Consider the following 13,646-nt stretch of genomic DNA (forward strand, 5'->3'; position numbering starts at 1 on the left):
GCGTGCAGCAGTTCAATCAGATCGTATCGGTCAATTTCCAGGGCGTGGTGGTGGTGTTCGCCCGCGAAGTGGCGGGCAAGCAGGCCATCTACTTCGATGTGCTCGGCCAGGACGTCGACAGCGACGACGATGACCTCGACTGGTCGGGCTTCACCGCGGTGACCTTCACCGAGCAGGTGCGCCAGGTGGGCATGAGCATCATCGCCGTGGACTGTGACACCTCGACCCTGGTGCCGTCGCTGGCGCCGTTTCGGGTGGTGACCGACCAGAAGTACATCTCGGTCATCCAGCAGTCCATGAACGGCACCCTGTACGTGAACCGTTTTCGCCTGCTGAAGACCAAGTCGGGCACTGACCAGAAGACCACCGACTATGACCTGTCACCGGCGTGGGAAGTCCGCTACGCCCGCAGCCACAAGGAAGACGTGCCCGCCGACAAGTCCGACAAGCAGGACTTCCTCGACCCCGACGGCCAACCCTTCCTGGAGCCTTCCCTCGAGCTGTCGATGATCACCGGTGTCACCGATGGTCATTTCGACGCGCTGCTGCTGCCGATCGCCGGCAGTGAACGTTTCGCCTGGCAGTTCCTCGCGCTGGATGCCGGCGCCACGTCGGTGAAGCTGTTCAACTTTCCGGCCACCGACAATGGCCTGTTCGACGTGGCAGGCAAGCCCGTGGGCAGCGACCTGCGCATCCAGCCGGACAGTGTCTTCAGCGTGGCCAAGGCCGGTACCGACACCGCGCTGGCGATCACCTCGGCGCCCCGCGCGGTGACCTACGTCAAGCATGAGAAGGTGGTGCAGCCCGACGGTTCGAGCATCGGCGTGCGCCGCGCCACCCGGGTGATGATCACCCTGACTGTCGCCGACGGCACCGTCACCCTGGACTCGGCCATTGGCGTGAACGGTACGATGGCCAATCTATCGGGGGTGATCGTCACCTCCAACATCGTCCCGGCCGAATTCGACCTGCGCTTCGACGGCGTGTCCAGCCTCAACCTGCTGCCGCCCGCCAGTGGCGCCAACCCGCTGGCCATCAAGGGGCCGTTCGAGATCGGCCTGATGCTGGCGCCGGGGGTCAAGGGCGACGGGATGAAGGTGCTGGGCGGGGCGCCCCAGGCCGAGGAGAAGACCCTCGCGCCTTATGTCTCGATCGTCGATGGCGACAAGCTCGAAGTGGGTTTTGGCAATGGCAGCGCGCGGGTCAGTTGCCGCACCTTGCACCCGGTGCTGTTCAACGACGTGTGGAGCGACCTGCACATCCGCTACGCGGGCAAGGGCGACAACCCCTTCACCCTGATGGTGAACGACGCGCCAGTGCCGCTCACACCCTGCAGTACCACGGCCGAGCCCTGCGGCACGGCCATGGCGCTGGTGGCGGCGGGCAGCAACGGCTTTGTCGGTGCGTTGAAGCGCCTCGCTGTCACGGTGGCGGGCACCGCCGTGGTGCAACTGGACTGCAACAGCGTCAACTACAGCGACAACCCGCCGACCACGCTCAACCAGGCCGCCTCGGGCGTGAAAGTAACGGTGCAGGGCGCGCGCCTGGAGCCGTCGGCTTCGCCGGTCAACAGCGACATGAGCGGGGCGTTCTACATCGACGCCATGGGCCTGACCTACTACGCCGGCCTGGCCGGGTTCATCCGCCCGAACGCGGCCACCTGCCTGATCGACGGCTCCGACGGCCTGCTGCACCTGTACTACCCCGGCGACGGTAACCTGCTGACGGTGGCGCAGTTCTCCACCCAGTCGGCGCGCGCCACTTTCACCGTCGACTGGACCACGCAATGGGGCAGCAGCGGGGCCAGGGCGGCGGCGTTGGAGCTGCCCGCGACTTCGGTGGCGCTGTACCGTGGCGTGAGTTGCGAGCACTGGGCGCCGGTGGCCGCGCGGCTGTTGGTGGCCCCGGACACCACCCAGAGTGGCTTCGTCAACTTCGTCGCCCACCGGGTGGGCACCTACATGAACAGTACGCGGATCACGGTCGCGGCCTCCAGCGTGTCCGAGCTGCTCTGCGACATCCACGTAGAGGCCGCGCAAAGCGTCGGCACGGAGACCTGGCGGGGCCTGCCACGGGATATCGCGCAACTGACACAGGTCTGGAACGGCGCCGCTTCCAACAACCCGGACGACCCCCAGGTGCTCGACCAGTCCAAGCCCTATTTCGACTATGCGGGCAGCGCGCCGGCAGTGCTGGTGCCGACCCGCGCGGGCGGCAACGGCAGCTTCTTCCTGCTGACCTCGGTGCCGCAGTTGCCGGTCACGCTGACCTCGGTGGCGGTCGCTGCCGGGGCCACCGATGAGTTCGTGGTGGTCGACATCACGATGGCGGCGCCACCGCGCTGGCCGGCCAGTGCCACCCTCAACCAGCACTGGCCCGCCGTGCCGGCGACACCGCGCACCCTGCTCGACGTGTTCGCCGGCAAGGCGCCGCACTACGACTACAGCGCCGTGACCACCGCTGGCAGCCGCGCCTACGGGCTGCCCCTGAGCCTGGCGCGTTCCGACGAGCAGGTCAGCCATGTGCTGGTGTTCGTGCGCGACGAGCAGAAGGACTTCACGGTGACGGTCAGTGCCGCCACGCAGCCGCTGCTGTGCAACGTGGTCATTTGCGGCGTCAGCCTGCCCGATGTGCCCCGCGAGCAGGCCGGGTTCGTCAAGGTGCTCAATGGCGACGCGGCCGGTTATGCCTACCCCAGCGGTTACCAGGCCGGCCTGGCGACGTTGATCTATGCCCTGGGCAACGGCTTGAGCGCTGATGTGGTCGACACCCCGGCACCCGCGCCCGAAGGTGGCGCGTTCGCCTATGCCGGGTTGCTGCGCGTGCTGTTCCAGGGGGCAAGCTACGATGCCCCCGGCATGGCCACCCAGGCCTTGACCCACGCGGCGGTGATCCAGGGCGCGCGGTTGGCGTTCAATGGCCGGGACGATGCCATTCGCGGCTCGATGCTGTTCGGTGCGCTGGTCGACGCACCGCCCACCGACGGTGGGGTAGGGCGCCTGACCAACACCTCGGTGCACCCGGGCGGCATCGCCCCGGTGCTGACGCCCGGGGTCAACGGTGGCTGGATGCCGTTGCCACCGAGCTTCAGCCTCGACCTGAACCCGCCGAGCAAGAGCAACTACGTGGCGTTCAATGTCGACAAGGCGTTCTCGCCCTCGGACCAGTTGGCGATCACCGACGACCTGACCGTGGAGGCCTGGCTGGCCCTGAGCGATAGCCGTATCAACCCGTCGTCGCGGGCGCTTTCCTACAACGTCATGGGCAACCGCAAGCACCCGGACCTGCCGGTGCAATACATGATCGGCGCCCGGCAAGGGCCGGGGCTGGAGATGAGCGACAGCACCTACGTGACCCGTGCCTTCAACTTCAAGCCGCCAGCGCTGTCCTTGCAGGTCTATGTCTACTTGCCGCAGAGCGGCCTGAGCGGCACGCTGCTGTCGGTCTCGCAGGTGCGTGGCAGCGACCAGTACGTGCAGTTGGCGGTGAACGAATACGGCAAGGCGGTGTTCACCTTCCTCGAAAACGCGGGCGAAGTGCAGACGGCCCAGCCGCTGCCGGTGGGAGCCTGGACCTGCCTCACGGCGGTGGTGGAACTCGCCGGGCAGGGGCAGGTGACCCTGAAGTTGTCGGTCAACGCCGGAGCGCCGGTCAAGGCCACGGCCAGCAACAGCTTCAGCGGCGACCTCGGCGCGCTGATGCTGGGCAGCAACCAGGGCGGCAGCCTGCCGGCCCGGGTCAATGGCGTGGCGTTCTGGCAACGGGCGCTGAGCGACAGCCAGATGCAGAACAGCTTCAGCCAAGGCTTCGCCGACACCGACTCGATGCTGGGTATCCGCTGGAACCTGGCCGAAGGCACCGGCATCGTGATCACCAACTCGGCCGCCACCGGTATCGAGTACGACGCCACGCTGATCAACCCTGCCAGCCCCGCCTGGAGCGCGCAGGGGGCGTTCCAGGTGCCCTATGCCGGGCGCAACGAACTGGTGCTGACCTCCAACCGCATCCTCAAGGGCTGGACCCATGTCGCGCTGGCCTCGCGCCAGGGGCATGGGCTGAGGCTGCTGGCCAGCAACTACGGCAAGGTCAGCGACGGCGATGCCTTCAACCCCTCCAGCACCTTCGCCCTGGAAGCCTGGATCGCGCCTTCGGCGTTGAACCGCAAGCAGATCCTGCTGGAGAAGAACGGCAGCTACTCGCTGTACATCAACACCCTCGGCCAGGTGTGCCTGACCGTGCAACTGCAGATGGACCCGCCCAAGTACGACGACCCACCCGTCAACTTCACCCACGAAGTGAAGTTCGCCATCACGGCGGGGGTGACCACCTACGTGGCCCTGAACTTCAGTACCGGCACCGTGGCCAACGACAACGGCAGCAAGGAGTATGTGGCACAGAAGTACTACGTGCGGGCCGGGCTGTACCTCAACGGCGTCCAGGTGGCCGAGCAGATGCGCAACGACCTGGCGCGCCCGGCCACGGTGCGCACGCAGACCTCGTCCTTCTACCTGGGGGTCAACGACGACCTCACGTTCAACTACGAGGGCCTGATCTCCCACGTGCGGGTGTGGAACCGCACCCTGGCCACCGACCAGATCGCCCAGACCTACGACCTGCGCCTCACACCCGCCTCCACCGATGGCCTGGTGGCCGCCTGGGACTTCGACGAGATGGCCGGCACCAACGCCAAGGACCTCACCGGCAACAACACCCTGATACTGAGCAGCAACCAGCTGTGGACGATCTGGCAGGACGTGGCCCAGGCCAGCCTGGTGGTCAATGGCCGTGGCAGCCTGCCGCTGCGCCTGACGGTGGCCGATGTCGGTGGCTACCAGGACAGCCAGTTCACCTTCGGCGGCGCCCGCCAGGGGACGACGCTGACGCTGCCGTACAGCGGCCGCATCGACGACGTGCGGCTGTTCTCCACGCGCCTGACCGAGCAGCAGATCCGCGAGAGCATGAACAAGGCGCTGACCGGTGGCGAGGAGCACCTGGCCGCCTACTGGCGCATCGAGGCCGGCTCCGGCCCGACGCTGTTCGACTTCACCGGCTACGGCAACAACGGCACCCTGACCCCGGCCGGCAGCCCGCCGCAGTGGAGCAGCGCCGCGGCGCCGATCCAGAACGAGGCGCAGTACGTGGTCAACACCCTGGGCGGCACGCCGGACTACTACGTCGCGCGGATCCAGGGCCAGCCCTCGGTGATCGAGTACGCCAGTGCCGAGAAGGACGCCTACGGCAAAATCTTCAGCGTGATGAAGCGCGGCTACTTCTACCAGAGCAGCGACGGCGTGACGGCGTTGGAGGTGGGCTACAAGGTCGGCGACCTGGACACCCTGTTCGTCGGCCAGGTGCAGAGCAAGCCGACCATCATCGGCTTCATCGAAGGTGGCCCACCGCTGCCCAGCGAGAACCAGACCCTGGCCTACTGGGTCGGCGACATGGGCGGCCCGGCGTCGGACTACGCCACGGCCTGCTCGGTCACCTACCAGGAGAGCGAGAGCAAGAGCTGGACCTTCACCGGCAACAAGACCTCGACCTTCAACGGCGAATTCAACCTCAAGGGCGGCCTGTACCAGAAGAGCAAGAGCGATGTGTCGGTGGGCCTGGGCGCCGAGGCCGAGACCATGGTGCTGGAAACCACCATCACCGGCGGCGCCAAGATGGTGCTGTCGGGCAACCTGGGCGAAGGCCTGGAGGTGTCGCAGAACCATTCCAGCAGCGTGAGCCTGGCCACATCGATGACCCCCGCCGGCAACTGGGAGGCGGCCAACGCGGTGCTCAACCTGACGGTGGGGCGGCGCTACATCCAGAACAACGTCGGCATAGCCCTGGTCAAGTCGTCCACCGCCGACCTCTACATGCAGGCGCTCAAGGGCACCCAGACCCCCGTGGGCTATGTGCTGGCGCCGAACACCACGATCCCGGTGGACACCAACATCATCGACTTCCCGATCAACCCGCGCTACGTGAAGAACGGCACCCTGGACGGCAAGGTCGGCCTGGTCAACGACCCGGACTACCCCGAAGCCAACGATGAGCGCGGCAGCTATTTCAAGCCGCTCGAGGCCTACGACACCAAACGCAGGATCGAGAAGCAGGAGCAGCAGCTCAAGGCCTACTACGACCAGTTCGACGTCAAGAAGTACCGTACGGTGGCCGCCATGGACAACCTGCGCGACAAGCTCAGGTCCAACCAGTTCTACGACTTCGCCAACCAGCGCAACCTGCGTAGCCTCTACAACAACTACGTCTGGACGGCGGCGGGGGGGCTGCACAAGGAGGAGCACAGCTTCGCCAACAGCTACAGCGAGACCTACACCGGCACCAGCAGCCTGACCTTCGCCGCGGGCCTGGAGTTCAAGGCCGACATCGGCACGCCGTTCGGCGGCTACTACATCGAGGCCGACACCCTGCTGGGCAACACCTGGACCATGACCGCGACCAAGGTCGAGGCGCTGTCCAACGGCTTTGCCCTGAGCTGCAGCGTAAGCCCGACCAACTTCCTGCCCGCGCCAATCCTCACCCAGGAGGGCGGCAACCTGAAGTTCAGCGGCTACGGCGCCAACGCCGCGCCAGGCAAGGTCGACGCTTACCGCTACATGTCGTTCCTGCTGGCACCGGCCGCCGACAACTTCAGCGTGCTGGCGAAGGTGGTGGACCAGAACTGGCTGAACAACGCCACCAGCGCCTCGGCCGCCGCCATGCGCGAGGCCATGAACAACCCGAGCGAGCCCTGGCGGGTGATGTACCGCACCACCTATGTCAGCCGGGTGCCCGCTGCGTTCCAGCCGGTCAAGGCCGACACCAACGCGCCGAACATCACGCCACCGGCCAACCTGCCGTCCAATCACTGGCTGGTGAGCGTGATCGACAAGCAACTGGACAAGGCCGACCCGACTCGCCTGGAGATCGGGATGGCGATCGACACGGTGCTGGGGAGCCCCAGCGCCGGCCCAGGCTTGCTCAAGGACCTGATCCCCTGGTGGGCCGCCTTCTACACGGCGGCCAAGGTCTACGGGAGTGACGAATTCCTCGAACTGGCCGAACTGCGGGTCGACTTGTTGAACTACATGGCCAGCAAGTACGAAGCAGAGCACTACCGCACCAACTGACCCACAACCCACGTAAAGGAGCTACGAACATGGCAGATACAAGCTTTGCAGTGACCGGCATCTTCTCCGGCCTGCAGATCGTCTCGACCGGCGTCGGCGGCCTGGTCAACGTCGCCTCGAGCGTCTCGGCGCAAACCGGCTACGCCATCGCCCGCCAGCAGACCTCCGACGGCACGCCGTACACTTTGCTCACCGCGGCGAACACACAGGTGGTGAAAGACCCGGCCAGCCTGGTGGTCAGTGCCCAGTACGCGCAGATCGTCACCTTCGCCGAACTGGACCTGGAGGTGCGCTACACCGACATCCCGGCCGATTCCCAGGTTTCGGTGGATGCCACCAACCCCAAGCTGGCGGTCTCGCGCCAGGATATCGCCGGCACCAGCCTGCTGGGCAAGCAGAGCAAGAAGCAGGAAGCCTTCGAGATGGACCTGAGCCTCAACCTGTGGGTGGCCAAGCCCGAGCAGCTCAAGGCCACGTCGTCGATCACCCTGAGCCTGTCTAGCATCGATGGCAGCTCGGGTGGGCCAGTGAAGAAGACCCTGCTGCAGAAGGTGCAGATCAACCTGTCGAAATAACCCCTGCAAGGAGCACGCAACATGGCTACTGAAACCTGGAGCGGCATCGTCGTGCGCGCGACCCTGGCGGAGAGCGGCACGGTACCGCGCAGCGCCTCGTCGTCCTCGCCTGACATCATTCTCGCCGGCAAGGAACCGCTGGCCGTCCCCTCGGTACTCACCGACCCGGCCAACTACAACAACGGCTACGACAACAAGCTGTACATCGGCTTGCCCAACTACCTGTACGTGCGCGGCAAGAACTACACCGCCGGTGACCTGGCGGGTTACTGGAACCTGTTCTGGGCCACCCCCAACATCCTGCTGTACCCGTACCTGTGGGAGGGTAACCAGCTGAAGACCTCGGGGGGCGACAAGAACCCGCCGTTCGCCATCAAGGCCGGGGCCATCGGCGCGTCCCTCGACTGCTTCACCTGGGTGCCGCCAGACACCTCCGACCACTACTGCATGATCGCGGTGGCCAGCACCCCGGAGCATCCCAACCCGCTGAAGGGCGTGACCAACATCACCGACCTGGCGGACGTGCTTTCGAAGAACGCCAACATCGCCCAGCGCAACGTGCAGATGGTCCGTGGCGACCTGCCGCAAGTGGTCAGCACCGCGGGCTACAACCAGGGGGACGAGGGGGCGCTGGTGGACCTGGCGGTGGTGTTCGAGAACATCCCCAAAGGCACCAAGTACACCATTTCCTCGGGCACGCCGCTCAATGGCAAGACCCTCAGCCACTCCGACAACAACACCCTGGACAACGACTTCAAGTACGCCTGGGTCGGCCAGGATATTCCCGCCAACTGGCAGACGCTGTTTACCTTCACCCTGTCGTTCGGCAGTGACTGGTCGGGGATCCCTCCCGGCAAGAAGCCCAAGGTGACCATCCGCGGCGAGCTGGTGCAGGGCTCTGCGGACCGGCTGTACAACAACCCGGCGGCGTACTTTGCCGACCCGCATCCACACACCCGCGCGGTGCGCCTGGATGCGACAGGGGGGCCGGTGAAGCTCATCGTGGCGGGCAGTGTCACCACGCTTTACACCGACATCGGGCCTAAATAGCCGTTGTAGCGTCCATGAAATCGAGCGCCGCTCTCGCGGCGCATCGCGGATGAATCCGCTCCTACACACAGGCAGGGTCACGTGTAGGAGCGGATTTATCCGCGATGCGCCGCGCGGGCGGCGCCCGACCGCAACACATTCCTTGCGCCAGGCTAATACTTTAGTCGTACAACCCTCGGTCCAAAGAGGCCCCCAACCGCGCTCCCCCTATAGACTCGCCCGGTAATCCGACAATCCAACAAGAAAAGGACATTACCGTGGCCGCTGAAATCCAAGACAGCCGCTCCGCCCGCTTTGCCCTGCGTTGCTCTAACTGGGCCGAACGCTGGTTCCCCGACTCCTGGGTGTTCGCCGCCCTGGCCGTGATGCTGGTGTGCCTCGGTGCCCTGGCCATGGGCGGCAAGCCCACCGACACCGCCAAGGCCTTTGGCGACGGCTTCTGGAGCCTCATCCCCTTCACCATGCAGATGGCCTTCGTGGTCATCGGCGGCTATGTGGTGGCCAGCTCGCCACCTGCCGCGCGGCTGATCGACCGCCTGGCGCGGCTACCCGGCAACGGTCGCTCGGCGGTGTGCTGGGTAGCGCTGATCTCGATGCTCGCCTCGCTGCTCAACTGGGGCCTGTCGCTGGTGTTCGGCGGCCTGCTGGTACGCGCCCTGGCCCGGCGCACCGACCTGAAGATGGACTACCGCGCCGCCGGTGCCGCCGCCTACCTGGGCCTGGGCGCGGTGTGGGCACTGGGCCTGTCGTCGTCGGCCGCGCAATTGCAGGCCAACCCCGCCAGCCTGCCGCCGTCGATCCTCGCCATCACCGGGGTGATCCCGTTCACCGAGACCATCTTCCTCTGGCAGTCCGGGGTGATGCTGGCGGCGCTGGTGATCGTCTCGCTGATCGTCGCCTACGCCACCGCCCCCGGCCCGAACAGCGCCCGCAGTGCCCAGGACTGCGGCGTCGACCCCAGCTTCAGCGCGCCGCCCTCGCCACAGCGCACCCGCCCGGGCGAGTGGCTGGAGTACAGCCCGATCCTGATCCTGCTGCTGGTGGCCCTGGCTGCTGGCTGGTTGTACCAGGAGTTCGCCACCAAGCCTGCGATCACCGCGATCTCCGGGCTGAACACCTACAACCTGTTGTTCATCATGCTCGGTGCCTTGCTGCACTGGCGCCCGCGCAGCTTCCTCGACGCCGTGGCCCGCGCCGTGCCGACCACCACCGGGGTGCTGATCCAGTTCCCGTTGTATGGCTCGATCGCCGCCATCCTCACCCAGGTCAAAGGCGTCGATGAGCAAACGTTGGCCCATCACATCTCGCTGTTCTTCACCCAGATCGCCACCCATGACACCTACGCGCTGCTGATGGGGGTGTATTCGGCGGTGCTGGGCTTCTTCATCCCCTCCGGTGGCGGCAAGTGGATCATCGAGGCGCCATACGTGATGCTGGTGGCCAACGACCTGCAGTACCACCTGGGCTGGGCGGTGCAGATCTACAACGCCGCCGAGGCGCTGCCGAACCTGATCAACCCGTTCTACATGCTGCCGCTGCTGGGGGTGCTGGGCTTGAAGGCGCGCGACTTGATCGGTTTCTCGTTCGTGCAGTTGCTGGTGCATGTGCCGTTGGTGCTGGTGTTGCTGTGGGCGCTGGGCACCACCTTGCAGTACGTGCCGCCTGTGATGCCGTGACAACGGCTTTCGCCAGCAAGGCTGGCTCCTACGGCAGGCGCATCCCCTCGTAGGAGCCAGCGTTGCTGGCGAAAGCGCCCGTAAGACCACTGCAAGCCTTTCTTCTTGTTACTTTTCGATAATGATTCACAACCGCGAATCGTTCTCCTATGACTGTCGCTCACCGACAGCCAAGGACACCCCCTCGAATCGAACAAGGAGACAGGCAGCGATGTTCGCGCCCATCAGCCGTTCCATGACCCTCACCCTGGGTCTGTGCGCCACCGTCATCGGCCCATTCGCCCAGGCCGAAGAGACCGACCCCAGGCCCACCGACGGCGTGCTGGAGCTCGGCTCCACCGAAATCCTCGCCCAGGGTCTGGGCAGCACCACGGAACACACCCGCTCCTACACCACCGGCAGCATGAGTGCGGCCACGCGCTTGAACCTGTCGATCAAGGACACCCCGCAATCGGTATCGGTGCTGACCCGTCAGCAGCTCGACGACTTCCAGCTGAACTCGCTGTCCGAGGCCATGGCCCACGTCACTGGCGTCACCGTGCAGCGCAACGACTCCGAGCGGCCGACCTATTTCTCCCGTGGCTACGCGATCAACAACTTCCAGATCGACGGGATGCTCAACACCTTTTCCGGGCTCAAGTCCGACTCCGACACCATCATCTTCGACCGCATCGAAGTGGTGCGCGGCGCCACCGGCCTGACCACCGGGGCAGGGGACCCGTCCGGGACCATCGCCATGGTGCGCAAGCGCCCGACCGCCAAGCTGGCGGTGCGCACGGGCCTGAGCGCCGGCAGCTATGACAACTACCGCGGCTATGTCGACGTCGGCGGGCCGCTGGGCTGGGAAGGGCGCCTGCGTGGGCGCACGGTGCTGGCCTATCGCGACAGCCAGTCGTACATGGACAAGTACGCCAGCCAGCGCGAAGTGGCCTACGGCATTCTCGAAGCCGACCTCACCGACAGTACCGTGCTCGCCGTGGGCTACGACTACCAGAACAAGCACGTGCAGGGCGCCTCCTGGGGCACCGTGCCGTACTGGAACGCGGACGGCGGCAAAGCACACATGGCGCGCTCGACCAACCTGGCCGCGCCCTGGTCGTCCTGGCCCTTGAAGGACCAGACCGTGTTCGCCACCCTCGACCAGCACCTGGGTGACGATTGGCTGCTCAAGGCCGCTTATACCCACCGCCAAAGCGACAGCGACGGCAAGGTGTACTACGGCGGCAACGGCTTCCCCGCGGCCGACCGCAGCGGCATGAACGCCTGGAGTTCGCACTTCGCCGGGGTGGAGAAGATGGACGCCCTCGATCTGAACCTGGCAGGGCCTTATCAGTTGCTGGGGCGCAGCCACGACTTCATGGTCGGTTATGGCGTATCGGAGTTGCGCAGCACGGCGCCGGCGTTTGTTGGCCGCGTCGACCCCAAGGATTACGCCAAGATCGCGGATTGGAAGTACATGGGCGGCATCCCCAAGTTCAGCGACCGCGACAGCGGCCTGGATTCGTCGCGCTCCTACACCCGGCAGAAGGCCGGCTATATCGCCACCCGCCTGAACCCCACCGACCGCCTGCATTTCGTGCTGGGCAGCCGCTACGGCAGTTGGGAGAGCGAGAGCAAGAGCTGGAGCTACGACGCCAACCTTGCAGTGACCCGCTCCAGCGTCAGCAAGCAGACCCAGAACGACCAGTGGACTCCTTACGCTGGCGTGCTCTACGACCTCACCGAGCAGTACACCGTGTACGCCAGCTACACCGACATCTTCAACCCGCAGACGCGCAAGGACGTCAGCGACAAGTTCCTCGAACCCATCGTCGGCAAGGTCTATGAAATCGGTTTGAAGGGCAGCCTGTTCGACGACCGCGCCAACCTCAGCACGGCCGTGTACCGCAGCAAGCAGGACAACGTGCCGGAGATCGACGACTCGGTGCCGCTTGGGCCCAATGGCCAGCAGTACTACAAGTCCGGCGGCAAGGGCGTGGTGGTCGAGGGCTTCGAGGCGGAGCTGGCCGGGGAGGTGATGCCGGGCTGGCAGATGAGCCTGGGCTATAGCTACAGCCATGCGGCCAATGGCGACAAGACCCGCAAGAACACCGAACAGCCGATGAACCTGGTGCGATTCTCCAGCACCTACCAGTTGCTGCCGCAGTTGACGGTGGGTGGCACGCTCGATTGGCAGAGCGACATCTATGGCAACGGCAGGCGCCCGATCGGGCGTGATGGCAGCGGCAACATTGTCACAACGCCGGATCGCATGACCCAGGATGCCTATGCCCTGGTCGGGCTGATGGGGCGCTACCAGTTCGACGAGCACCTGTCGGCGTCGGTCAACGTGAAGAACCTGTTCGACCAGCACTATTACAACAATGTCGGGTTCTACAACGGTGTGTACATGGGGGAGCCGCGGACGGTGATGGTCAGCCTTGATTGGAAGCTGTAACCGTAGTCGACAAGTAGAGGGAGGGCACCCGTTCAACCAGCCAGACACCATTGTCCGCCTGATAGAACTCGAATCCCGCCTCGCGCATGCGTTGGGTGTCGATACCGAGCAACACCGGTTGCCCATAGCGCTTACCCACCGCGAGCGCAGTTTGTGGGTCTTCACTCAGGTGCACATGGTGGCGGCTGCCGGGGATCAGGCCTTGCGCCTCGATGGAGGCCATGAAGCGGCTGGCGGTACCGTGGTAGAGCAGGGCAGGTGGTGTCTTGGCGAGATGGTTCACCTGCACCTGGGCCGTGCTGTGGCCCTGGGCGGCGCGGATGCGCAGGCCATCGTCGGAGAGGGTGAAGCGTTTCTTGTCGTTGGTCTCGACCACTTCACGCAGCATCGGCAGGTCGACGTCGTGGCCTTGGGCGCGGGCACCCTGGATGAGTGCCTGGGTATCGGCCCAGCCGTCGTGGTCGAGGGTCAGGCCGATGGATTCGGGGGCGTGGCGCAGGATGTAGCTGAGGAACTTGCTGAGGGTGTCGCGTTGTTTCTGGTTCATGGGAAAGGTCCTTTTCCGTTGGTTTCGGGTCTTTGTCTTTGGGGCGGCATTTTCCCCATCTGCCAGCAGGACTACAAGGTTGCCTTTCGAGGTGTTTGACGGGAGTAGTGCGGTGTCTATGGGATCGAGCGCCGCCCGCGCGGCGCATCGCGGATGAATCCGCTCCTACATCGGTTGCAACGTGCCACACCTGTCAGGCCATGGTTGCCAGCCTTGGCGCAAGGCTTGAGATTGGTGGGGCGGCGA

General features: G+C 65.4%; 6 protein-coding genes. 5 read left to right on the forward strand and 1 reads right to left on the reverse strand.

Annotated elements, in window-relative coordinates:
- The first annotated feature begins 2 nt into the window (after nucleotides 1–2).
- The 5 genes from IM733_RS05425 (at nucleotide 3) to IM733_RS05445 (ending at nucleotide 12,853) form a co-directional block, all read left to right on the forward strand.
- Nucleotides 3–7,115: a LamG-like jellyroll fold domain-containing protein gene (locus IM733_RS05425; RefSeq protein WP_248919889.1), complete on the forward strand. Its 7,113-nt coding sequence runs from the start codon at nucleotides 3–5 to the stop codon at nucleotides 7,113–7,115.
- A gap of 29 nt (nucleotides 7,116–7,144) precedes the next feature.
- Nucleotides 7,145–7,690, forward strand: a complete 546-nt coding sequence (locus tag IM733_RS05430; RefSeq protein WP_248919890.1) for a hypothetical protein — start codon at nucleotides 7,145–7,147, stop codon at nucleotides 7,688–7,690.
- 21 nt (nucleotides 7,691–7,711) lie between these two features.
- Nucleotides 7,712–8,740, forward strand: a complete 1,029-nt coding sequence (locus tag IM733_RS05435) for a hypothetical protein (RefSeq protein WP_248919891.1) — start codon at nucleotides 7,712–7,714, stop codon at nucleotides 8,738–8,740.
- A gap of 257 nt (nucleotides 8,741–8,997) precedes the next feature.
- Nucleotides 8,998–10,416: a short-chain fatty acid transporter gene (locus tag IM733_RS05440; protein ID WP_248919892.1), complete on the forward strand. Its 1,419-nt coding sequence runs from the start codon at nucleotides 8,998–9,000 to the stop codon at nucleotides 10,414–10,416.
- A 211-nt stretch (nucleotides 10,417–10,627) separates the two neighbouring features.
- A complete protein-coding gene (locus tag IM733_RS05445; RefSeq protein ID WP_248919893.1) occupies nucleotides 10,628–12,853 on the forward strand; it encodes a TonB-dependent siderophore receptor in 2,226 nt (741 codons plus the stop codon).
- On the opposite strand, the gene IM733_RS05450 is transcribed toward IM733_RS05445, so the two are convergent.
- A complete protein-coding gene (locus IM733_RS05450; RefSeq protein ID WP_248919894.1) occupies nucleotides 12,831–13,400 on the reverse strand; it encodes an RNA 2'-phosphotransferase in 570 nt (189 codons plus the stop codon). The two genes, IM733_RS05445 and IM733_RS05450, sit on opposite strands and share 23 nt — an antisense overlap.
- Nucleotides 13,401–13,646 lie beyond the last annotated feature (246 nt).

Origin of the sequence: Pseudomonas entomophila (genome assembly GCF_023277925.1) — a bacterium.
GTDB lineage: Bacteria > Pseudomonadota > Gammaproteobacteria > Pseudomonadales > Pseudomonadaceae > Aquipseudomonas > Aquipseudomonas entomophila_D.